Source organism: Marinilabiliales bacterium (assembly GCA_007695015.1).
Classification (GTDB): Bacteria; Bacteroidota; Bacteroidia; order Bacteroidales; family PUMT01; genus PXAP01.
In genome coordinates this window covers 70,815-95,161 of the sequence record REEN01000063.1, presented here as the reverse complement: position 1 = coordinate 95,161, position 24,347 = coordinate 70,815, and the positions used below count along the sequence as shown (strand labels likewise).

At 42.5% G+C, this 24,347-nt stretch carries 22 protein-coding genes; 15 read left to right on the top strand and 7 right to left on the bottom strand.

Features of this window, described 5'->3' with window-relative positions:
• The first annotated feature begins 48 nt into the window (after positions 1-48).
• The 3 genes from EA408_08565 (at position 49) to EA408_08555 (ending at position 3,331) form a co-directional block, all read left to right on the top strand.
• Positions 49-1,032, top strand: coding sequence for a gfo/Idh/MocA family oxidoreductase (locus tag EA408_08565; GenBank protein TVR71684.1), 984 nt, complete (start codon positions 49-51; stop codon positions 1,030-1,032).
• A 168-nt stretch (positions 1,033-1,200) separates the two neighbouring features.
• Positions 1,201-2,478: a hypothetical protein gene (locus EA408_08560; protein TVR71683.1), complete on the top strand. Its 1,278-nt coding sequence runs from the start codon at positions 1,201-1,203 to the stop codon at positions 2,476-2,478.
• A gap of 151 nt (positions 2,479-2,629) precedes the next feature.
• Positions 2,630-3,331, top strand: coding sequence for a ComF family protein (locus EA408_08555; GenBank protein ID TVR71682.1), 702 nt, complete (start codon positions 2,630-2,632; stop codon positions 3,329-3,331).
• 37 nt (positions 3,332-3,368) lie between these two features.
• Here EA408_08555 and EA408_08550 read toward each other — a convergent pair whose 3' ends face one another.
• Positions 3,369-3,992, bottom strand: coding sequence for a PorT family protein (locus tag EA408_08550; protein ID TVR71681.1), 624 nt, complete (start codon positions 3,990-3,992; stop codon positions 3,369-3,371).
• A 46-nt stretch (positions 3,993-4,038) separates the two neighbouring features.
• Entirely contained in the window at positions 4,039-4,737 is a 699-nt protein-coding gene (locus EA408_08545; protein TVR71680.1) for an NAD-dependent deacylase, read from the bottom strand.
• A 410-nt stretch (positions 4,738-5,147) separates the two neighbouring features.
• Here EA408_08545 and dnaG point away from each other — a divergent pair, with 410 nt between their 5' ends.
• Together dnaG and EA408_08535 are read left to right on the top strand one after the other, a co-directional pair.
• On the top strand, positions 5,148-7,082 hold the full coding sequence (gene dnaG / locus EA408_08540; protein TVR71679.1) for a DNA primase: 1,935 nt from the start codon (positions 5,148-5,150) through the stop codon (positions 7,080-7,082).
• A 195-nt stretch (positions 7,083-7,277) separates the two neighbouring features.
• Positions 7,278-8,144, top strand: a complete 867-nt coding sequence (locus EA408_08535; protein TVR71678.1) for a hypothetical protein — start codon at positions 7,278-7,280, stop codon at positions 8,142-8,144.
• A gap of 47 nt (positions 8,145-8,191) precedes the next feature.
• Here EA408_08535 and hemW read toward each other — a convergent pair whose 3' ends face one another.
• Together hemW and rpiB are read right to left on the bottom strand one after the other, a co-directional pair.
• Positions 8,192-9,325 (bottom strand): radical SAM family heme chaperone HemW, encoded by a 1,134-nt coding sequence (gene hemW, locus EA408_08530; protein TVR71677.1) that lies wholly within the window; start codon positions 9,323-9,325, stop codon positions 8,192-8,194.
• Positions 9,326-9,366: 41 nt separating this feature from the next.
• On the bottom strand, positions 9,367-9,807 hold the full coding sequence (gene rpiB / locus EA408_08525) for a ribose 5-phosphate isomerase B (GenBank protein ID TVR71676.1): 441 nt from the start codon (positions 9,805-9,807) through the stop codon (positions 9,367-9,369).
• 479 nt (positions 9,808-10,286) lie between these two features.
• Between rpiB and ruvB the strand changes: the two genes are divergently transcribed.
• Positions 10,287-11,309, top strand: a complete 1,023-nt coding sequence (gene ruvB, locus EA408_08520; protein ID TVR71675.1) for a Holliday junction branch migration DNA helicase RuvB — start codon at positions 10,287-10,289, stop codon at positions 11,307-11,309.
• A gap of 279 nt (positions 11,310-11,588) precedes the next feature.
• On the opposite strand, the gene EA408_08515 is transcribed toward ruvB, so the two are convergent.
• The 3 genes from EA408_08515 to EA408_08505 form a co-directional block, all read right to left on the bottom strand.
• On the bottom strand, positions 11,589-12,296 hold the full coding sequence (locus tag EA408_08515) for a Crp/Fnr family transcriptional regulator (protein TVR71674.1): 708 nt from the start codon (positions 12,294-12,296) through the stop codon (positions 11,589-11,591).
• A gap of 129 nt (positions 12,297-12,425) precedes the next feature.
• Entirely contained in the window at positions 12,426-13,442 is a 1,017-nt protein-coding gene (locus tag EA408_08510) for a phenylalanine--tRNA ligase subunit alpha (GenBank protein ID TVR71673.1), read from the bottom strand.
• Between the two features lie 26 nt (positions 13,443-13,468).
• Positions 13,469-14,275: a peptidylprolyl isomerase gene (locus EA408_08505; GenBank protein ID TVR71730.1), complete on the bottom strand. Its 807-nt coding sequence runs from the start codon at positions 14,273-14,275 to the stop codon at positions 13,469-13,471.
• Positions 14,276-14,361: 86 nt separating this feature from the next.
• Here EA408_08505 and EA408_08500 point away from each other — a divergent pair, with 86 nt between their 5' ends.
• The 9 genes from EA408_08500 to mnmG all read left to right on the top strand — a co-directional run bounded on the left by EA408_08500 (position 14,362) and on the right by mnmG (position 24,299).
• Positions 14,362-15,252, top strand: a complete 891-nt coding sequence (locus tag EA408_08500) for a cation transporter (GenBank protein TVR71729.1) — start codon at positions 14,362-14,364, stop codon at positions 15,250-15,252.
• Between the two features lie 14 nt (positions 15,253-15,266).
• Positions 15,267-16,757, top strand: coding sequence for a polysaccharide biosynthesis protein (locus EA408_08495; GenBank protein ID TVR71672.1), 1,491 nt, complete (start codon positions 15,267-15,269; stop codon positions 16,755-16,757).
• Between the two features lie 35 nt (positions 16,758-16,792).
• Entirely contained in the window at positions 16,793-17,227 is a 435-nt protein-coding gene (locus tag EA408_08490; protein TVR71671.1) for a dUTP diphosphatase, read from the top strand.
• An 81-nt stretch (positions 17,228-17,308) separates the two neighbouring features.
• Positions 17,309-19,051: a hypothetical protein gene (locus tag EA408_08485; protein ID TVR71670.1), complete on the top strand. Its 1,743-nt coding sequence runs from the start codon at positions 17,309-17,311 to the stop codon at positions 19,049-19,051.
• 104 nt (positions 19,052-19,155) lie between these two features.
• Positions 19,156-19,983, top strand: a complete 828-nt coding sequence (locus tag EA408_08480) for a DUF4292 domain-containing protein (protein TVR71669.1) — start codon at positions 19,156-19,158, stop codon at positions 19,981-19,983.
• Positions 19,934-21,184 carry a hypothetical protein gene (locus EA408_08475; protein TVR71668.1) on the top strand — a complete coding sequence of 417 codons (1,251 nt, stop codon included), beginning with the start codon at positions 19,934-19,936 and terminating at the stop codon, positions 21,182-21,184. The genes EA408_08480 and EA408_08475 overlap by 50 nt, the downstream gene beginning before the upstream one ends.
• A 159-nt stretch (positions 21,185-21,343) precedes the next feature.
• Positions 21,344-21,739, top strand: a complete 396-nt coding sequence (locus EA408_08470; GenBank protein ID TVR71667.1) for an ATP-binding protein — start codon at positions 21,344-21,346, stop codon at positions 21,737-21,739.
• Between the two features lie 25 nt (positions 21,740-21,764).
• Positions 21,765-22,184, top strand: coding sequence for an rRNA maturation RNase YbeY (ybeY, locus tag EA408_08465; GenBank protein ID TVR71728.1), 420 nt, complete (start codon positions 21,765-21,767; stop codon positions 22,182-22,184).
• Positions 22,185-22,421: 237 nt separating this feature from the next.
• Positions 22,422-24,299 carry a tRNA uridine-5-carboxymethylaminomethyl(34) synthesis enzyme MnmG gene (gene mnmG, locus EA408_08460; GenBank protein TVR71666.1) on the top strand — a complete coding sequence of 626 codons (1,878 nt, stop codon included), beginning with the start codon at positions 22,422-22,424 and terminating at the stop codon, positions 24,297-24,299.
• Positions 24,300-24,347 lie beyond the last annotated feature (48 nt).

The window sequence follows — 24,347 nt, the reverse complement described above, 5'->3', positions numbered from 1 at the left end:
GCCGGCATAACTAAAATTCACTAAATTGCATGATCAAAATTTGAAGCGATGCCGGAGACCGTCAACTGGGGAATTATTGGCTGCGGTAAAGTTACCGAGGTAAAGAGCGGCCCCGCCCTCTACAGGGCCAAAGGCTCAAGGCTGGTGGCAGTCATGCGGCGTGACGGGGATAAAGCCAGGGACTATGCTGCGAGGCATGGCGTTTCCAGGTGGTATGATGACGCCTCCCGCCTTATCAACGATCCTGATGTCAATGCCGTGTATGTAGCCACCCCGCCCGGCTCCCATGCCCTTTACGCAATGGAATCGATGCGGGCAGGCAAGCCTGTTTATGTGGAAAAACCGATGGCTGCCACCTATGCCGAATGCCTTGAGATGGTCAGGGTGTCAGAGGAGACCGGAATACCTCTGTTTGTGGCCTATTACAGGAGAATGCTCCCGGGATTCCTGGAAATCAAAAGGCTGGTCGATTCCGGAGCCATAGGACAGCCCCGTTTCTTCATGATAAGGTTCTTCCAGCCACCCTACAGGGAAGACCTGGAAGAAAAACCTCCCTGGAGGGTGGTGCCTGAAATATCAGGAGGCGGCTATATATATGACCTTGGCAGTCATCAGCTTGACTTCATAGATTATGTTCTGGGCCCTGTCGGGGAGGCCGGTTCCTACACCGCCAATCTCGGGGGACTATATGAACCCGAGGATTTTGTCTCGGCCGGGTTCAGATGCGAAAACGGCGTTGCCGGAAGCGGGGTGTGGAATTTTACAGCAACAGAGCATATGAGGGAAGACACTATAGAAATATCAGGAGACAGGGGAAAGATTAAATTCTCATGTTTCGGCTTCACCCCGACTGAACTCACATGCGACGGTAAAGTCACTTATATTGACAATCCGCGGCCGCCGCATGTTCAGCAACCACTTATCCAGGCTGTTACCAATGAACTTCTGGGCTCCGGCAAGTGTCCCAGTACAGGCATTACGGCAGCCCGGACCAGCAGGCTTCTTGACATCATCACCCGCAAGCCATCCTGATCTGTTGCCGGCCATGAATTAACTTTATTTAACAGCTTCCAAATTGCAGACCCCGTTTTTTTAAAACAACTTTGACCTCCCCGAATTACCTGGGAGCCACTGCACCTGTATTAACCCCTTTTTATCTGGGAATTTATGAACTTATAAACACCGATATCATTTTTAATAATGTCAAAGAACAACAGATTTATTTCAACAACCAGATATTTCATAATACTGTCTGCATTAATACTATTCTCTTTTATTGACAACCTGGCTATTGGCAACGAAAGGACTGCAATAACAGACCGGAATAATTTCATTCCTGTATTCCTCGATTTTCCTTTTCATCAGCAATATATAAGGGAGACCGTTACATTTGTAAACTATGTAAGAGACCGTGAGATGTCACAGGTCCACATAATGATTTCGCGTCACGGCTCGGGTTCGACGGGTGAAAATTATGTTATATCATTTATAGGAAGGGGACCTTATGAGGGCATGAACAATGTCATTACCTACTGGGCGCCGGGCAACAACTCTTCAGATGATACCAGGAGGGGCCTTGCCAATATGATACAGATGGGACTTGTCCCCTACATCGCCGGCACCGACATGGTCCACAATATCTCGCTCAGCATCAGGGGCGGCCGGGAGGCCGAGTCGCTCCCCGTCGACGACCCCTGGAAAAACTGGGTATTTGAAATATTCGGGGGAGCAAACTTCAACAAGGAAGCAAGCCAGGACAGGTTCGATTCAAGATGGGGCTTCTCGGCCGACAAGGTATCTGAAGATTGGAAAATAAGGATCCGGCCCTATTTCAACCTTAACGAACGGAACTTCAAGACCGACGACGGGGTAATAACAAGCCGTTCACGAAGACACGGTTTCCAGGGAAACTTCATCAGAAGCATTGACCAGCACTGGTCGGCCGGCATATTCACAGGAATGCTCTCCAGCACCTTTCATAACATCAGTTTCAATACAACGATCAGCCCCGGCATAGAGTACAGCCTCTATCCCTACAGCGAAGCCACCAGGAGGGCCATTACCATAGTTTATCGTGCAGGTGCAGGTCAGCACTATTATATGGAAGAGACAATCTTCGGCAAAAACCATGAATTCCTTGCTCACCATAGTGTTAACCTTTCGGCAAGCTTCCAGCAGCCCTGGGGTTCATTCAGGGCAAGATTGTCCGGATCCCACCACTTCCATGATTTTAAATCAAACAGGGCATCTCTGTTTGCCCGCCTGGACCTGAGAGTTATAAAAGGACTCTCTCTTAATCTTACAAGTAATTTCGACTTTATAAACGACCTTGTAGCGCTGCCCGCGGGTGATCTTTCACTCGAAGAGATACTGCTGCAACAACGCAGACTCGCAACCAATTACCAGGTTTCCGGCTCAGTGGGACTTGCATACAGTTTCGGCTCGCAGTTCACAAATGTAGTTAACACCAGGTTCTGATCCACCGCGTCGGAATCGATTTTGGCAGGCAGGAGCCTGTGATTTTTCGTGCCGTCACATCAGGTTTCCCTCATAAGTACGATCCCCTGACCAGTTCAAACTATTGACTTTGCCAGTTGTTTTTTGTAAATTGTATAAGCAACCGCCGGCTATGCAGAAGAATATCATAACTGAAACCGCAAGGGAGCTGCTTGACCTTATCTACCCGCGCCTGTGCGCAGGCTGCAGCACCACACTGGTAAAACAGGAGGAGCACATATGCACGCGATGCCTCTATATGCTCCCAAAAACCAACTTCCACAAAGACCGGCATAATCCGATGGAACAGCTCTTCTGGGGAAGGGTCCGCATAGAGGCTGCCGCAGCAATGTATTATTTTGAAAGAGCAAGCAAATGCAGGCGCATTCTTCACCATATCAAGTACCGGGGTAAAAAGGAACTGGCACATTACCTCGGCGCCTTATACGGCATTGAACTGGCCGGCTGCCGGCTGTTATCGGAGGCCGATCTGCTGCTTCCCGTGCCTCTGCATCATCTCAGGCAAAGAAAAAGAGGATTCAACCAGAGCGAGTGGTTTGCCGGTGGACTGGCATCGGGCATGGGGAAGGAATTAGCTGCCGATGTGCTGGTTCGCTTTGAAGGAACAGAAACACAAACCAGGAGGTCGCGCCTGCAGCGATGGGAGAACGTTGAAAACTGCTTCAGCGTAGATAAGCCCGAAAAGGTAACAGGAAAGCACGTCATACTGGTTGATGATGTTGTGACGACCGGAGCCACTTTGGAAGCATGTGCATCAGCACTGCTACGGGGCCGGGGGGTCAGGGTCAGCATCCTCACCATAGCCTATGCCTGACTGGCAGTGAGAGCTGCTCTTAAAAACCGTATATAGCTTAAAATGCACTCGATAAAAAAGTGTATTGCACCGTAAACGACAGAACATTGTTGAACTGGCCCCAGTTGAAGCGGTAGGTTCCACCGCCCGCATGTTCTCTGACCCGTATAACTGAAAAGGCAACCCTCGCATGGCCAGAAATCTTTTCTGTAAACTGCCAGCCTGCTCCTGCGTGTGCGGCAAGTTCTCCTTTTCTGAATGGTAGTGTCTCTTCGGGGGGGATATACCCACCCGCATCCTTTTCACGCGAGAAGAACAGATACCCGCCCGACAGGCCAATCTCGGCAATAATGCCTGATGACCAGGAGTAGCGCATCAACACTGGTATCTCAACATACCGCAGATCAATTTTGTAATATCGGGGATTATCTATCGAAGTAGGAAACATGCTTCCTTTGGAAGAGTAGTTTATCTCCATGCGGGCAGACAAAAATTCGCTTACCGGGGTAGATACAAAAAGACCGAAAAAACCACCCGGCTTGTTGTATCCTGAAAAACCGTCGCCTTCGACCTGTGCAATGTTAAGTCCTCCCCCCATACCGGCATTGAACACCTGCGCGCCGGCATCCCGGCAACAGAGCGCCACCACACCAAAGATAAGTAAGAATATGTATCTCTTCATTTTAAAAAGTATTTACCGGTATGCCTCTGCCGGCAACCCGGGTATTTCAAAAAGGCGGTTTCTCCCCTGTCAGTTGCTCAAACAGAATACCGGTGCCTTTACCGGCCTTCTCCTTAATAAAGTTAACCTTTTTCCTTCCGTAATACATCACCTCATTGGGGTCGATAAGGTACACCGAACAGTTGTCAGGAACATAGTCCACAAGGCCTGCTGCAGGATACACATTAAGCGAGGTGCCGATCACCACCAGAATGCCGGCCTTTGACACAATGTCCATTGCCGGCTCCATGGCATACACCGGCTCGCCGAACCATACTACGTTAGGCCTCAACGGGTAGCCCTTTTCACACCTGTCAGTCTCCTTTATCTCCCACCCCTCAATATCATAAACCAGCGAAGGATCATGAGTGCTCTGCGCCTTCCTCAGCTCTCCGTGAAGATGAAGCACCCTGCTGCTGCCTGCCCGTTCGTGCAGGTCGTCAACATTTTGTGTTACGACCTCAACGTCATAGAACTTTTCAAGTTCAACAAGCAGCAGGTGCGCCCTGTTCGGCTTGCAGTCCAGAAGCTGCCTTCGCCTGTCATTATAAAATTTCTGAACCAGCTTAGGATTTCGCGCCCATCCTTCCGGACTTGCAACTTCCATGATATCGTACTCTTCCCATAGCCCCCCCATATCACGAAATGTTTTAATGCCGCTTTCGGCGCTTATGCCGGCTCCGGATAAAACAACCAGTTTTTCCATCCTGCCCGGGTATTTTATGTGTAAAATTCAGACTAACATCCGGCTACATATTCATACGTGCAAATCATGTTAATCAAATTAATAATCAGTGAATTATGTTTAGCATACTATCGGTATTCAGTGCCTTGAACGTATGGAACCCGCATGGTTTGTTTATGTTATTTTGTCTGACGAAGTCTGATGGGGCTTTCATATCTGCCAATAGGTCATTACACAACATCTCCAATTTGCCCTCCATAGCAAAAAATGTTTGATTCCGCCGGCTGTTGTTATTACAATTGCACAATATAATGAGTTCCGGCCTAAAATACAACAACAGTCCCCCGTGCTGTAAATGTGAGTTGATTATTGATTAACTTTACCACGGCTCTTTTTTTCTTCGTCAGAACATATAACCCTGATCTGTGCAAATGATCGATCCTGCAACCATAGAAAGAATAATAGATACGGCAGAGATTACCGATGTTGTGCAGGATTTCGTAACCCTGAAGAAACGCGGTGTCAATTATCTCGGACTTTGTCCGTTCCACAACGAAAAAACTCCCTCCTTCACCGTTTCGCCCGCCAAGGGGATCTACAAGTGTTTCGGGTGTGGCAAGGGTGGCAACGCGGTGAATTTCATAATGGAACACGAGCATGTCTCATGGCCTGAAGCACTCAGGTTCCTGGCCCGCAAATACAGCATTGAGGTGGTCGAGACAGAGGTAAGCGACAAGGAAAAGGAGAAACAGAACGAACGCGAAAGCATGATGCTTGTTACCGGATATGCCCAGCGTTTCTTCAGCAACAGCCTTAACAACAGCGACGAGGGACTGGCAGTCGGCCTGGCTTACCTGAAAGAGAGGGGCTACAGGCAGCACATGATAGAAAAATTCCAGCTCGGATACTCTCCCGAAGGCTGGGATAAATTCACCGGAGAAGCACTGAAAAACGGCTACAAGGAAGAGTTCCTTGAAAAAACAGGTTTGTCAATACGTAAAGGCGACAGGCTGTTCGACAGGTTCAGCGGCAGGGTGATGTTTCCAATCCATTCCCTTTCGGGGAAGGTAACGGCATTCGGTGGCCGTACACTGAAGCAGGACAAGAATACCGCCAAATACCTCAATTCGCCCGAGTCGGAGATATACCATAAAAGCCGGATTCTTTACGGACTCTATTATGCAAAAAAGGCCATTGTCCAGAATGACAAGTGTTATCTTGTCGAGGGATACACCGATGTACTTTCGCTCCACCAGGCAGGGATTGAAAATGTTGTCGCCTCATCCGGTACGGCGCTCACAGCTGAGCAGGTCCGACTTATCAAGCGCTTCACCAAAAATATTACTGTCCTGTATGATGGTGACGAGGCCGGACTTAAAGCCTCCCTGAGGGGTATTGACCTGATACTCGAAGAGGGCATGAATGTAAGGGTCCTTTTGTTTCCCGAAGGCGAAGACCCTGACTCATTCGCGCGAAAGACCGATTCTGACAAAATAACCAGCTACATCAATGAGAATGAGCTCGACTTTGTCCTCTTCAAAACACGGCTGCTAAGTGAAGATGCAAAGAGCGACCCTGTAAGGAAATCGATGATGATAACCGACATTGTAAGGTCGGTGGCCAGGATACCCGACCGTATCACACGGATGGTATATATAAGGGAGTGTGCCGTAATACTGAACGTGGAAGAGAGTATCCTCTACAGGGAGGCTGACGAGATCAGAAGAAAGGATTCAGAAAAGAGGCTTAATTACAGGTACAATGATGCCGGTTTCAAGTCCTCCAAGACAAAGTCAGGCCCACAGGCATCGCCCGGCAAACGCTCCGAAAGGGAGACCATTGAAAGGGAAATAATCCGTCTGCTGATGAATTATGGCAACATTGAGCTTTTCCCGCCTGATGAGAATACCGGCAACAAACCGGTAAAAGTGGCTGCCTATATTATCGGCGAGCTCCAGGGAGATGAACTCGAACTGGAAAATCCGGTTTACAACACCATTATAAGGGAGACTGCCTTAATTATCGCTGAGAACGGTGAAGTTTCGGGAAAACAGTTCTCCAACCACCCTGATACCACAATCAGCAGTACTGCAGCTGATCTGCTTAGCACCTCATACGATATCAGCAGGATATGGAGAAGGAAAGAAGCAAATATTGAAACAGAGGAGATGAAGCTCGGTCAGCTGGTTCCCTCAACAATCCTTGCCTTCAAGAGCTTCCTTGTAAGAAAGGAGCTGAAGGATACCGAAGAAAAGCTAAGAACAGCAGAAAGCGAAGAATCTCTGTTGCTTCAGCAACGTCATATGATACTTAAAACAGCAAGCATTCAGCTGGCAAAACAACTGGGCAACCGTATAGTTTCCTGACAATAGCCGCGGCATACTAAAGTCAAAGCACTCCTTGCCAAACGCTCTTTTAAAGTCAAATATCCGGGCAAACAGTTGCCGGTAAGCTTTTTTTTGTATTTTTATATCACCTAACTGAACAGTAATATAATTATGACTGCAGTTAATGAACATATGGCAAAACCTCGAAAACCGGCTCTTAAAGTACTGTTGCCCATGCTGGCAGCCCTTATTGTGATAACTGCCTTTTCATGCAGGCAAAGGGAGGAAACAAGAACATTCATGCCTGAGGTTACCCAAATTGACCTCGACATAAATGACCTTGAAGAGATAAGGGCCATATTCTATGATCTTGCTTCACCCATGGAATCGCAAAGGCTTTTTCAGCAAATCAATATTCTCTTTGATGAGAATATTCTGAATCAGCCTGAAAACATTTACAGGTATAACTCGAGCAACAAGATAGCTGTCAACCTTGGTATTTACGGAACCGCCATGAGTTTCGCACACATGTTCGGGCAGACACAGGAAGCGATCAATTATATGTCTGTCATTTACAGGATGGCCGACAGACTTGGTATAGGTGGCAATATAATCAACCAGGCTGAGGCAGTCCGCGACGGGGTTATCTATCAACCCGATTCTCTTTTCAGAATAGCCAGCAGTCTCTATATTGAAGCTGACAGGCAGCTCAGGCAGAACGAACGTCACGGAGCAGCAGCGCTCATTATTGCAGGAGGATGGGTTGAGGGTCTGTATATTGCCTGCCATTTTCATGATCCTGAAGATCCTGACCTGAACCTTGAACAGCAAATACTTGCCCAGAAATATTCTCTTGACAGACTGACAGCGCTGCTTGCAAACTATCAGGATGATCCTTTCATAGCCAGGTACCTGCTAATGTTCAGGCAGCTTAAAAACGTCTTTGACTCGGTCGAGATCCTTTTCGAAGAGGATGACCTGATTATTGATACGGCAAGCAGGACAATCGTTTCGAAAGAGCGCCAATATGTCTACAATCCACGGAATATTGAAGAAATAATCAGGCTGGTGGGAATTATCAGAGAAGATATGATCCAATAGTTAATGTGAACATTAGCAGGTAGTTAAGGATAATTCCCAAAAACGTATCACTCATTTTCCCTGAACAGCCCCGATATTATACCATCAGCCAGCTTCCTGCCTTCCCTGGTCAGCACCATGTTCCCTTTCCTCATCTCAATAAAGCCTTTACCGGTGAGCCTGTCTGTCTCCTTAAGGAAATGACCGGTATACTCTTCTCCGAAAATCCTCTCCACGTATGACGGGTCAGCCCCCCATACAGTCCGAAGTGATGTAAGGATATATTCGTTATAGCGGGTTGCTTTGTCAAGCTCCTCATATTCAAAGGGTATTTTCCCGGCCTTGATGCTCTTTATATAAAGCGTATTATTACGGGCATTCCATTGCCTGGAGCCGCCATTGTAAGAATTGGCAGAAGGACCTACTCCCAGGTAATGATGCTGAAGCCAGTATCCTGTATTATGTCTTGAAAAATTGCCTGGCCGGCAGAAATTTGATATCTCGTAATGGATAAATCCCTCCCTGGCAGCCCTGTCCATTAGCATCTCAAACTGTCGTGCCCCTTTGTTCTGGTCAGGTTTTGTCAGTATTCCTTTCTTTACCCTGTGGTAATAGACTGTCTTCTCTTCAAGGGTCAGGTGGTAGGCGGAGAGATGATTAACTCCGGTGCCGAAAAAGAACCCCAGATTTCTTTTCCATCTGGCATCATCCATCCCCGGCAGCCCGTAAATCAGGTCAATATTTATATTTGTGAAACCTGCCGATATACTTCTTTCAATACATGCAATTGATGCAGCTTCGTCATGTCTTCTGTTCATCCAGGCAAGATCCTCCCCGAAAAATGACTGCACACCCAGGCTAAGTCTGTTTATTCCGGCATGACTAATATCCAGCAGATAACCGGGAAAGAGGTCATCAGGATTTGCTTCAAGCGTGATCTCAACATTGCAGTCAACATCAAAAATGCTGTATATCGTGTCAAGCAATATCCTTAATTCCCTTGCCTCAAGTACAGAAGGTGTTCCACCACCAAAATATATTGAAGATATTTTTTCACCGGCAAGGTAGTTTTTTTGCATATGCAATTCCGCCGAAAGGCAATCAAGCATCTCTTTCCTGTCCCTCAACGATACCGAAAAATGGAAATCACAATAGATACAGACTTTCCTGCACCAGGGAATATGAATATATATGCCTGCCATATGCGAACCAACTACCCCGGTTCTGTGTCACGGGAATATGTTTATACCGGTATCTTGTTTATGCGATGCAGGTGCCTGCCACCTTCAAAACCAGTATTTAGAAACACCTTTACTATTTCTGTTGCCTGCTCACCGTCTATGTACCGGCCCGGAAGCGCACATATATTGGCATCATTGTGCAACCTGACAACCCGGGCAACATCGCTGTTCCAGCACAGAGCCGACCTGATGCCCGAATGTTTGTTTACCACCATATTCACACCATTACCGCTTCCGCAAACGACTATACCAAAATCATATTCTCCGCTCTCAACAGCCTGTGCCACGGGATGAGCAAAATCAGGGTAATCTGAAGCATCTTCGGAATATGCTCCAAAATCCCGGTAACTGTATCCATGTTTTTTAAGATGATCAATGACTGTTTGTTTAACTTTGAACCCTGCATGGTCGGATCCTAAAGCTAATCTTATATTCTCAGGCATTATTTATCAGCGTTTATGATAAGAAATACAAAATTAACAATTACTATTAATAAAACGGGTGATAAATTTTTATTAAAATAATTGATTCTGAAGTTTAATTGTTCCTATAAAAAAATTGTGGTGATTTGAAAATATTCTAAAGGTATTTATCAGATAAAGAATCAATAATTTCTTAACACGGCCAAGCCGGCCTTTAATTAACAAAGTGGTTTTCAACATTACTCAAAATTGTTAATTTATATTCTTATATTATTGACACAGTGTTATGTATGACAATCTTAATTGTTAATGATAAATTGCCTTACTGCTCATTACATGTGAGTATTTTAACCGGTTTTATTTTTCAACAGTATCAACAGGCTATATACATCATCATTATTAATTTTAATTAACTTTAATGATAATAATAGTGTGTTAACAGCAGATAAATAGATTAGATTTGCATACATGTAAAATGAACTGTCAACAGTTTTGAATAAATGGATGGCGAGTATGACATAAGAAAAGATATGCCTGACAACCAGGACCTGGAGTATGAGAAGAAGCTAAGGCCTATTGTATTTGAGGACTTCAGCGGGCAGTTAAAGACAGTGGAAAATCTTAAGGTTTTTGTTAAAGCTGCTAAAATGAGGGATGAGGCCCTGGATCATGTTCTGCTGCACGGACCACCCGGACTTGGAAAGACTACACTGGCCAATATTATTGCCAATGAGATGGAGGTCAATATAAGAATTACCAGCGGTCCTGTTCTTGATAAGCCTGGTGATCTCGCGGGACTTCTGACTAGCCTTGACGAAATGGATGTACTTTTCATCGATGAAATTCACCGGCTTAGTGCGGTTGTCGAAGAGTATCTCTATTCTGCAATGGAAGATTTTAAAATTGACATACTTATCGATAAAGGTCCTGGTGCGAGATCAGTACAACTGAAACTTAATCCGTTTACCATGATAGGTGCAACAACCAGAAGCGGATTGCTTACAGGGCCCCTTCGTTCACGTTTCGGGATAAATTCACACCTGGAATATTATGACGCTGAGATTCTTGATGGCATAATCAAGAGATCTGCATATATTCTTGATATAGAAATTGATAATAATGCATCAATAGAAATTGCCGGACGAAGCAGGGGCACACCAAGAATTGCAAATGCACTTCTGAGAAGGGTAAGGGATTTTGCGCAGGTAAAAGGGCATGGTAAAATTGATATGGAAATAGCCAGATATTCACTTGAAGCCCTGAACATTGATAAGCACGGGCTTGATGAGATGGATAACAGGATATTGCTTACTATAATTGATAAATTCGGAGGAGGACCTGTTGGGATTTCCACAATCGCAACTTCAATAGGTGAGGATGCGGGTACTATCGAGGAGGTTTACGAACCTTTTCTGATAAAAGAGGGGTACATTAAAAGAACACCACGCGGAAGAGAAATAACAGAGCTGGGTTTAAGGCATCTTGGAAGGGATATTAAAGGCGGACAGGCATTGCTTTTCTGATATCTGTAGAAATATGCAATTACTTGATTATCTTTTTTGAAATTATTAGTTATTTTTGGCAACATAAATAAGCAATGTTAAATATCTAAGGAAATGAAGCAAATTATTCAAAACATTGGTTTGATAATATTTTTGATTGCCATTTTAATACTTGCATTGGCGCTGTTGATACAGGACAGGGCGAACAATACCCTTTTAATATTGAGCGGTGTATTGATTGTAGCCGGACTGGCAGCACATGTGATTGTGAATAAGATCTTAGACTAGGGATAGCTTATCTTAGAAGACGTTACCCGCTTTTTTAAGGCCTTTTATATCAAGTAGTTTGATTCTTCGGCCGTGAAGTTCAATTAGATTATCAGATTTAAATTCAGACAGCAACCTGATAACAGATTCGGTTGCAGTTCCGACAATATTTGCAAGTTCTTCCCTTGTAAGCGTTATCTGAAGAAAATGCTCCGCATCAAGGTCAAAGTTTTTCATCAGTATCAGAAGAACTTCTGCAAGTCTTTCACGTACAGTTTTCTGGGCAATATCAGTAATATAGGCATTCGCTTCACCAAGCTCCTTGCAGGCAAGCTGCATAAGATCCATTGAGAAATCAGGATTTTCCCTGAAGAGGTCAATAAAGGTATCGCCAGGTATAAAACAGAGGTGGGATTCTTCTATTACTTTGGCAGTGGTGCAAGCCAGTTCTCCACTGAGAACAGATCTGAACCCTATGATATCACCCTTTTTTGCAAAAGCTATTATCTGTTCCTTTCCATCTATACCGGTCTTGTAAATTTTAACAATTCCGCTCCCGACACAGTAGCATCCTGAAATCCTGTTGCCCTCATGATATATTATGGATCCTCTTTTATATGGTTCGCAATTTTTGTCCAAAGAGATCATTTCGTGCTGCTCAGAGGTAAGATGCTTGAAGATACTGTTGAATTCGCTCTTGCAGCCCTCGCAATTCAGTGTATTTGCAGTATGTTTGATCATGACCGGATCAGTGATATGAACAAAATAGTACCTAATGCGTAAATTTAGTAAATAAATTGAAATATGTTAAGATATACAGTAAACAGTAATTATTTTAAACCGTTTGAAGTAATGGAAGTTGTAGTTTAATCAGACTATTCCATTAAACTGAGAAAGAAAACGGACATCATTTTCAAAGTACATCCGGATATCCTTGATATCATATTTCAGAAGTGCTATTCTTTCTATGCCAAGTCCAAAAGCAAAGCCGGTAAATTTATCAGGATCAATCCCACAATCCCTGAGAACGTTGGGATCAACCATTCCGCAACCAAGGACTTCTAGCCAGCCGGTGTATTTACACAAACGGCATCCCTTACTGTTACAGGTACATGAAACATCCATCTCGCCCGAAGGCTCTGTAAACGGAAAAAAGGAAGGACGAAGGCGTATTCTGGTCTTTTCACCAAAGAGCTCCTTGGCGAAAAACTCAAGGGTTTGTTTAAGATCAGCGAATGATACCTTTTCATCAATATACAGACCTTCGATCTGGTGAAATATACAATGCGACCTTGCTGATATAGCCTCGTTCCTGAAGACTCTGCCAGGTGAAATTGTCCTGATAGGGGGAGCAACTGATTGCATGACCCTGACCTGTACCGATGAAGTATGTGTTCTGAGCAGAATATCCGGATCTTTTTCGATAAAGAAGGTGTCCTGCATATCCCGCGCAGGATGTTCTTCAGGAAAGTTAAGGGCTGAAAACACATGCCAGTCGTCCTCTATTTCGGGCCCTTCCGAAATTGTAAAACCGATGCGGCTGAATATTTCAATTATCTCTTTTCTCACTACCGAAATTGGATGTCTGCTGCCAGCAGCTATATGATCTGACGGAAGCGTAAGGTCCGGTATTCCATGATCTTTGATATTTCCGGACAGAGAGGAAAAAAAATTGTCATATTTTGACTGGATGCTGATTTTTACCTCGTTCAGTAATTTTCCCGTTATCTTTTTTTCTTCAGGGGAGAGATTCCTGAACACTTTGAAAAGCTCAGCGATCTCTCCTTTTTTGCTTAAATATTTGTTTCTGAAATTTTCCAGATCAGAGATATCTTTTATCTCAAACAGATCGGCCTCCTTCTGTAAATTATTTATCAAATCCTGCATTGTAACGGTCTTTATTGTTCTACAGGTTACCTTATGACCCTGATATTCATTTTTATGTCTTCACGGGGCCGGGCGGCGCTGTTGGTTTCAACAGAAGCGATTTTATCTATTACCTCAAAACCCTCTATTACCTGTCCGAATACGGTATATGAACCATCAAGGTGGGGTGCCCCTCCAACAGTGGTATAGGACTCTCTCATTTCATCAGAAAACTTGAAATGATTACCAGAGGAATAATATTCATTTCCCAGCTCCTCAATACGTGAAGCAATTGCTGCATAATCAGGAACCTCATCACGGTCGAGGTACTCTTTTTCAAGCCGCCTGAAGTTACGGGAGGTAAATTCATGCTCCTCCATTGCCTGTATCCTTTGCTCCATTTCATCAAGCTGTTGATCTGTAAAAAGTGATCCATGGACAATATAAAACTGTGATCCGGATGATTCCCTGTCGGGATTTACATTATCACCAAGTCTTGCAGCTGCTAAAGCACCCTTACGGTGGTAAAGGTGGTCATGAATTTCTGCCGGTATTGTATATCCCGGGCCTCCTGAACCTGGTTGCGTATCCCCTGTGGCATTCCTCGACACGGGATCTCCGCCCTGGATCATGAAATTATCTATAACCCTGTGGAAAAGAAGGTCTTCGTAGAATCCGTCCTCAATGAGTTTGATGAAATTATCCCTGTGAAGGGGTGTTTCATTGAAAAGCATAATATCCATGTTGCCGTAAACAGTTTCGACACGGACTATCCTTTTATCGCCGTCATCATTTGTAGTGCCTGAACATGCGTAGCTTACGCAGATTAAAAGCAGGGGTAAATACTTTAACATAATTTTAAGATTAATATATTTCATAATCCTGATTAACTTTACAAAGTTAGATGATTTTTTTACATCATCGGACTGTTGAAACAGATATGATATTTGTAAAAAGCAAAGGCCGAAACATCAGCGGAAAATTTGCCGGTTTTTTTTCGATTGCCGGAAACACCGTATTGTTTGCATTCAAATTGTGGGCTGGTCTTGTTACCGGATCAGTAGCCCTTATAGCAGATGCATGGCACACCCTGTCTGACTCTGTATCATCGGTTATTCTTTTGATCGGAATATATGTATCATCAAAACCAGCTGATAATGAACATCCATATGGCCATGGTCGTGCTGAGGTTATAGCCTCACTGTTTATCGGACTTATACTTGTTCTTATTGCTATAAATTTTTTATACGAAAGTGTAAACAGGATAATCACCGGAGAAACTGTTATATTTGGTTATTTAGCTATTACGGTCACCGCAATTTCCCTTGTTGTAAAGGAGATTATGGCCCAGATTTCATTTTATGCCAGCAGAAATGAAGGGTCCAAGGCCCTTTTTGCCGACGGATGGCATCACAGGTCAGATGCCTTTACAAGTCTGATTATACTGGTAGGTATTCTTCTTGGTCGGTATATATGGTGGATTGACGGTGCACTTGGAGCATTTGTATCGGTTATGATACTTATACTTGCTTTCAGGATAGTAAAGGATAGTATTGATCCGCTACTCGGTGAAAAACCCGATAAGGAATTGATTGATAAGATCAATAATATTGGAAATGAGATATATTCCGGAGAGCTTTATTCGCACCATTTTAATATTCATAAATATGGCAACCATACGGAACTTACTTTTCATATAAAATTACCAGGCAATTACAAGCTTGATAATGCAAATAGAATTACCGCCCTGTTCATTAAAAGGATCAGGAGTGAATTGGATATTGTTGCTACTATCTATATAGATGCATATAAGGAGGAATTAAAACAATAACTGCCTACTGAAACCTGAATGAATTGAATCCTTTAAAACAGCTTGCCGGTCAGACTGCTGTTTACGGACTTAGCAGTGTAATTGCGAGAGTGCTTAATTTTTTGCTGGTACCGTTCTATACACGGATATTTACCGATACAGCTGAGTATGGTATCGTGAACGAGCTATATGCTTATGTAGCTTTCATTATCATTATACTGACTTACGGCATGGAGACAGCTTTCTTCAGGTACTCCGCCAGATACAGTAATCAAAGGCTTGTTTATTCAACGGCGCTTACTTCAATATCAATTACTTCATTGCTGTTTATTATTGCTGTTGTACTTTTTTATCAGGAAATTGCGCACATTATTGGGTATGGTAATAATAGTTCCTTTGTTTTGTTACTCGGACTTGTACTGGGGGCAGATGCACTTGTAGCCATTCCCTTTGCCAACCTCCGGTATAAAGAGAAATCGGTAAAGTTTGCTCTTATTAAACTTCTGAACGTTGTAGTCAATATATTATTCAATGTTCTGTTCCTGCTTGTCCTTCCCTGGATGTATAAAAACGGGCTCAGAGGTTGGCTGGTTGAAGTTTTATATGATCCCGAATTCCGGGTAGGGTATGTTTTTCTTTCCAATTTCCTGGCATCTCTGGTGACCCTGGCTATTTTCACTGGTGAGATACTTAAAATGCGATATGGTTTTTCGGCAAGTCTTTTCAGGTCAATGATTTATTATGGGATACCGTTACTTGTTGCCGGACTTGCGGGGACAGTGAATGAATTTCTGGACAGGATACTTTTGCGATACCGGTTACCAGATGATGTTAATGCACTTGAGCAGATAGGTATTTATGGGGCAAATGTAAAAATAGCCGTTCTTATGATGTTGTTTATACAAATGTTCCGTTTTGCGTTTGAGCCCTTCATATTCAGCCAGGAGAAAAATCGATCGGGACCCAAAATATATGCTGATGTTATGTATTATTTTGTAGCAGCCGGCGTTCTGGTTTTTCTGGTCATTACACTTTATATTGACATTTTCAAACACATTATTGATTCCGGATATCATGAAGGAGTCAGGGTAGTACCGGTTATTCTTGGCGGGTATCTGATGCTTGGCATATACTATAATTTGTCGGTATGGTATAAACTCAATGAAAAAACTGCTTACGGCGCTCTTTTCGCAGTATGTGGAGCAATTATTACAATTACGGTAAACTGGGTTTTTATACCTGAGTATGGATACATGGCCTCTGCATGGGGTCATTTTCTGGCCTATTTTGGCATGGTGCTTATGTCATTTACTATTGGCAGAAGTGTTTATCCTGTGCCTTACAGGTTGAAAGAGATTATTATAATGATTTTGGCAGGTTTGGCAGTATATTTAATTTCTACTGTTACCCGTGGAGAAAACGCTCTGTTCAAATATACTGTAAACACCCTAATTCTTGTTATTTTTGCAGGGTTTATTATATACAGGGAAAGGAGTTTTATCAAGGAATTGTTGGGTCTGCGGTAAATGCATCTGCTGACTATAGTAATAATTTTTATAATATGATTGTTAAAATAAGAAACACCTCCGGTAATCCGTTACCTGAATATCAAACAGTTTTATCGGCTGGAATGGATATTCGCGCTTTTCTTGATGAACCAGTAACCCTGAAGCCTATGGAAAGGAAGGTTATACCGACGGGAATTTTTATTGAGCTGCCTGAAGGTTACGAGGCTCAGATACGGCCAAGAAGCGGGCTTGCTGCGAAATACGGGGTTACAGTATTGAATACTCCGGGGACAGTCGATGCTGATTACAGGGGAGAGATAAGGGTTATACTGGTTAATTTGTCCGGCGAAGAATATGTTGTTAACAACGGAGAAAGGGTTTGCCAGATGATCATAAATAAATATACCAAAATTGACTGGGAAGAGACCGAAGGGCTTAATTCAACAGGAAGAGGTAGCGGTGGTTTCGGACATACCGGCAGATCCTGAAAGAAATATTGTTTTAGACCTTCTTTATACTACCTATGCCTTTTGGCTTAAACCAAAGAATTAACAGAAGAAAATTTTAAAATGGCAGTTAAAATCTCTTTAGCCAAATCTATATTAGTTTTAATATATCCCATTATTATTTTTTCCGGGTGCCGTAGCGTTGATATAACAAGTCGCGAGGATTTTGATAAACTAAATGAGATTAGGCAGATAGAATATGTTTATGCTCTGAATGAAGGTATAAAATATCGTATCATTGGTGATTATGAAAATGCATATTACTATCTGAAACGTAGTCTGAATATTTTTCCTTTTAGTGATGTAGCAAATTATGAGTTATCTTATGTCTATTTTGTCGCCGGTGAAAAGGAGAATGCCACGGAATATGCCGGCCGAGCGCTTGAACTCGATCCTGAAAACCGTTGGTACTATTTGCATCTCGCCGGAATATACAGGGAGTTGGATGATTTTGATAATGCAATAAATGTCTATTATAGTGCACTTGAATACTTTCCCGGGGAAATAGACCTTTTTATGACACTTGGGGCGATGCTTGGTTACACAGAACGGTATGATGAGGCCATTTTAGTATACAACCGTGCCCAGGAAATAACAGGTATTAATGAGAAGATTTCGCTTTCGCGGAAAAGTATCTACATGGAAACCGGGCAGTATGAAAAAGCTCACGAAGAGATTATCGGGCTTATTGATAAATTTCCTCTTGAGCCTGCCTATCATGGTGTACTAGCTGAGCTTTATTCTGAAATGGAAATGTTTTCGGAAGCGCTTGAAAGCTATAGGACTGTATTCAGGCTCGACCCTGAAAACGGGATGGCTCAGCTGTCTGTTGCGGAGTTTTATTTGAGGACCGGAAAGTTTGATGAAGCTGTTCATTATTTAGTGAATGCCTTCCGGAATCCCGGGATCGAATATTCAGACAAAGCACAGGTGCTAAGGGCATTAATATATGATGAAAGCATAAATAACCGGGATATTAATGACATCATGATGCTGGGCAGGTTACTTGTTGATGAATACCCCGGCTACAATACTGCAAGAATTATTCTCGCAGAGTATCATATACAGTCAGGACAATACGAGGAGTCTGTCCCTGTATTGCTGGAATTGTACGAAAATGATACCGGGAATATTATAATTGCTGAGCAACTGATCAGTGTGCTTTCATTCCTTGAAAAAAATGACAAAATAGTTGAAATAGGTCCGAAATTGGTAAATAGCTTTCCGGGTAGTGGAATTATTGTTTATTTTACCGGTAATGCATTTAACAGCAAGGAGTTGAGAGATGAAGCAATAGAATTACTTACGGAGGCTGCAGGTAATGAGAATATTGAACTGGAAATGAGATCTCACATATTCGCACTTCTCGGTGATATTTATAATAATAAGGAAGAGTTTGAATTATCAGATCAATACTTTAAGATGTCATTGGATGCTGACGGTAATAATATTGTTGCAATGAACAACCATGCCTATTATCTTGCTTTGAGAGGCGAAAAGCTTGACAGGGCTCTCGAATTAAGCAGGATTGCAGTTGATTCTGAACCTGGCAATTCAGCATTTTTGGACACTTATGCATGGGTTCTTTATAATCTTGGGGAGTACGATGAGGCTCTGAGTTATATTGAAAAGGCTTATCAGTATACCGGTTCTGAAAGATATGAGATTGTAAAGCATTACGGACAAATACTCATTCAGCTTGGAAGGAATGAGGAGGCCGAGATATACTTTATCAAAGCCAGGGATCTGGCTGATGATGAAGAGGAGATTGAAATATTGCTTGAAACTGTCAGAAAGAAATTATGATACTCCGGTACTGTTTATGGTTTGCGCTATTATGATTTGCTTTTCTGGATTGCGTTGATTGGATAAAGTAGCAGATCACAAGTTTATTGTTTTAATAAGCAAAAATGCGAAATTATTATATCCGAAGGTCCTTGTATTTTTTGCAGATTTTATTTGCAATAATTGTTTTAGCTGCCGCCTGCCGTACGTTGAGGCCAGTGGTTACGGATGCTGAGATCAGCGGAAAAGAATTATTTGAAAACATAATCAATAGTAATCCGGGGTTTGATACCTATTCTGCCGGACGGGTGAGTGTACAGGTAAAGGAAGGAGAAGATGCTGTCAATTTCAGGGCTAATGTCAGGATTAAGCGGGATTCCGCTATTCTGGCCAGCATAAGTGCATTTGCCGGAATAGAAATTGCTCGGGTCGTTTTAACAAGGGATAGTGTTAAGGTACTTGACCGGTTGAATAATTCATATTTTAAGGGGAACTATAAGCAAGCTGCAAGGCTTTATCCTTATATATTGCCATTTGAGCTTTTTGAGTTTGTTTTTACAGGGTCACCCGCTCCTTTTATTGACAAGAATTGGAGGGTTTTTAGTCCTGATATAACTTACCGGTTTCAAGATGGGAAAATTATTATATCTTCTGGAGATATACAACTTGAAAACAATATTTATCTTACAGGGAATCAGATGTTCCGGCTTACTGTCGGTAAAGATTTTCTAGCCAGCCGTGTAGAAATTTCCGGTGAAGGAGATATGTATGGAAGAATAGATTTCAGGAGTTATGGTAATTATGACAATGGATTTTTGCCTGTAGATATCGGCTTCTATTTTATATCACATAATGTTCCTTTGACTGCAGATATTACCATAGGAAGAATAGAAACCGGAAATAATGTTAGTTTTCCATTTAATGTGCCTTCCCGGTTCCGTGAAATCAAATAGTATGTTTGTGAATAAGTATTTTGTCATAGCTGTTTCATTGGTTATACTTGCTTGTGTCAACGGGCACGCGCAAAGTAAGGAGGAGTTGGAGAGAAGGCGAAAAGAGACGCAGGAGATTATTGATAATACTTCAAAGTTGCTGGAACAGACCAGTGTTACCCGGCAAAGTTCAATGGAACAACTTAACATTCTCAACAGGCGACTTCAACTAAGGCAAAGTTTAACGGCAACCCTTCAGTCGGAGATACGTTACATTGAAAACGGTATCGAGAATAAAAGGTTACGTATCTCTGAACTGGAAAATGAGTTAAAAGAGGCAAGGGCTGCCTACGCACGATTGATACAAATCGCCTATAAACATAGATTTTCGCATCAAAGAATTATGTTTATACTCGCCGCGAATGATTTTAATCAGGCCTATCGCCGATATAAATATTTACAGCAATATGCGGCTTCAAGAAGGAATCAGATTGAGCGAATATCAGTGTTGACCAATGAAATCGTGTCTGAAATTGAATTACTTGAAAGTAATCGCCAGGAGCAGGTTCTACTTTTTCGCCGACATCAGGAAGAGACCCGTAATATAGCCAGGGAGTCAGAGCAACATGATGAAATGGTCAGGAATTTGCGTAAACGTGAGAGGGAATTAAAAAGTGAACTGGAGAATCAACAGAAAATTGCTGCATCCCTTCAACAGGCTATAGAGGATTTACTCAGGGAGGAGGCCCGCAGGGCTGCTGAAGCACGAGTTTATGAATTAACCCCTGAGCAGAAAATTCTATCTGACAGATTTGAGAATAACCGGGGAGCATTGCCCTGGCCAACGGAAAGAGGTGTTGTTACTGGTTTTTTCGGTGAACATCCGCATCCTGTTTTAAGGGGCATCAGGATACAGAATGATGGAATTATTATAAGCACTGTTGAGAATGCCGATGTGAAAGCTGTTTTTGACGGCGATGTACGCCAGGTCAGAACCATCCCGGGTTTAAACAATGTTGTTCTAATCAGGCATGGCAATTTCCTTAGTGTATATGCAAATTTATCTCATGTGTTTGTTCGATCAGGTGATACTGTGAGGACAGGTCAGCTTATCGGCCGGGTTTTCACTGATGCCGATGAAGGTAATAAGAGTGTTCTTCACCTCGGGATATGGGAAGAGAACCGGAAACTTGATCCCATGCTCTGGCTCAGCCGGCAATGAAAAATAATGTTATCCGTAAATATCCGCACTTTTTTGTAACAATTAAGGCGTTCAGACAGTATATTAAAGATATTGCATTTAACAAATGCAGATGTCAATATAATTGTGGCATGTATGAATTATTGCACACTGAACCATTGCAGTTTAATTTAGTACCATATGGAGAAGAAATTAAACTTGTATTCTAAAATTGATAATCTCCGTGAAGTAGAACGAGTCATCGACGAGATCTCAGCAGAATTTGATATTGCTACGGAAATCTACGGCAATATTCTTATTGCCTGCCTCGAAGCGGTTAATAATGCAATTTCTCACGGGAATAAGCTTGATCCTACAAAAAAAGTTGATGTAACTTTCAGTATAAATAATAAACGAATGACTGTTATTACCCGGGATGAAGGCCCGGGATTTGATTTTGAGAATGTCCCTGATCCAACTTCCCCTGAGAATATTGAAAACGTTAATGGAAGAGGTATTTTTCTTATGAAGCAGTTGTCAGATGAAATTACTTTTCATGATGACGGGCGAGTCTCTGAAATGGTCTTCAATCTATAGCTAATAAATAAAATTGCCGGTTTATATTACCTCGCACGAAGCAGATTTCGAACCCCCGGGGAACAGAAGCCTCAAACAATGGATTAATTATCTGATTGTTAATGAAGGATTCGAAGAGGGTGATCTGTCAGTGGTATTCACTACAGATGAATATTTGCTTTCTCTTAATATGCAATATCTTGATAAGGATTATTATACCGATGTAATTACTTTTGACTACCGTGAAGGCAATATTATTAGCGGTGATGTTATTATCAGTATTGACAGGGTAAAGGAGAATTCAGAGATGTATGGCGAAGGTTTTTATCGTGAACTGTGCAGGATTATTGCTCATGGCATTCTGCATATAATCGGATACAATGATAATGACGATAAAAATCGCCTGATTATGCGAGAGAAAGAGACATATTATCTTGATAAGGCCTGCTTCCAGGGGCTTATATAGAGATTCTTTAATTTTAAATAATAATGATTTGTAATGTTCCATGTGGAACATTATGATAACCTCATTTGGAATTTTGATGTATATGAATTAAAAACTCCCCGGGAACATAATTAGCTGGTCTGTTGTTTTTTATAACCAGGGTCGGAGGATCAGCCCTTTTTATTATTTAGATTAAATTTTATTAATTTTGACAACTGAACAGGGTGCCTTTGGTCTATAACATTGTTACAGGGATATATGCACAGTGAATATTATGATGTAATTGTTGTTGGTGGGGGCCATGCTGGTTGTGAAGCTGCTGCCTCTGCGGCAAATATGGGAAGCAGGGTTTTACTGATTACCATGGATATGGGAAAGTTTGCACACATGAGTTGCAATCCCGCAATTGGCGGCATAGCTAAAGGGCAGATAGTTAGGGAGATAGATGCACTTGGAGGATATACCGGTATTGTAACCGACCGTACTACCATACAATTCAGGATGCTGAACAGAAGCAAGGGCCCTGCAATGTGGAGTCCCAGGGCCCAATGTGACAGGACCGGGTATTCAATTGAGTGGCGAAAAATATTGGAATCATTGCCGAATCTTGATTTATGGCAAGATTCTGTAACGGAATTACTGGTTGTCGGTAAATCGGCAAAAGGTGTCAGGACTAAATATGGAAGTTTTTTTTATAGCGACGCCGTTATTTTAACAACCGGAACATTCGGCAACGGATTAATGCACATTGGAGATGTAAAAATCGGGGGTGGGCGCGCGTCAGAACCTGCATCCGAAGGAATTACTTCTGTATTGCTTGGGCATGGCTTCAATACAGGAAGAATGAAAACCGGAACGCCTCCCAGGGTTGATGGCCGGAGTGTCGATTTTGATCAGCTTGAGAGGCAGGATGGAGATGAGAACCCTTCAAAATTTTCGTTTATTGATAGTAGTAGGCCAATTCAGAAGCAATTACCCTGCTATATTGCCTATACGAACAGTGAGGTGCATGAAAGACTTGCTGAAGGGTTTGATAAAAGCCCTCTTTTCACCGGGAGGATCAGGGGAACCGGACCACGATATTGTCCGAGTATTGAAGACAAGATTGTTACATTTTCCGGAAGGGAAAGACATCAACTTTTTCTTGAGCCTGAAGGTTACGATACCAACGAGTACTATATTAACGGTTTCTCATCTTCATTGCCTTTAGATGTTCAGTTATCAGCATTAAGGTTTGTTAAGGGACTTGAGAATGTTAAAATATACAGGCCGGGGTATGCAATCGAATATGACTATTATCCACCTGTGCAATTAAGACCCACATTGGAGACTAAGATCGTTGAGAATCTCTATTTTGCCGGCCAGATAAATGGGACAACTGGTTATGAAGAGGCTGCCGGTCAGGGAATAATTGCCGGCATAAATGCACACTTAAAGATTCAGGGAAAGAAATCGTTTATTTTGGGAAGGGATGTTGCGTATATCGGTGTTCTTATTGATGATCTTATTACAAAAGGCGTTGATGAGCCATACAGAATGTTTACCTCGAGAGCCGAATTTCGCCTGCTGCTAAGACAGGATAATGCTGACGAGAGGCTTTCTCCAATCTCATATGATATGGGGTTGGCCGGAGAGGATAGAATGATGGCGCTTCAGCGTAAAACTGGCAAAAAGGAGAAGATTAATAATTTTCTTGAATCCTTTAGCTGTCGACCTGAAGTCATTAATGAATTGCTTGAGATGAAAGGCACCAGTCCGTTGAAGCAAAAGGTAAAACTGAACAATGTTTTACTTAGGCCCCAGGTAAGCTTAAGAGAGCTCATTGATTATGTACCTGAATTTAAAGAATATATCGTTTCAAACGATTTGTACCATAGTGATATTATAGAGAGTACTGAGATTAGTATTAAATATAGGGGTTATCTTGAGAGAGAGAAGATGATCGCTGGTAAAATCAGCCGTCTTGAAAATATTAAGATAAATGATAATATTGATTATGACAGTCTGAAATCTATTTCTCATGAAGGCCGTGAAAAATTGAAAAAAGTAAAACCTGTTACTATAGGTCAGGCTTCAAGAATCAGCGGTGTGTCGCCGGCCGACATAAGCGTGCTTCTTGTTTATCTTGGGAGGTAAATGCTATTGTTTTGTTATGCAATTTTATGTTCCACGTGGAACAATCTG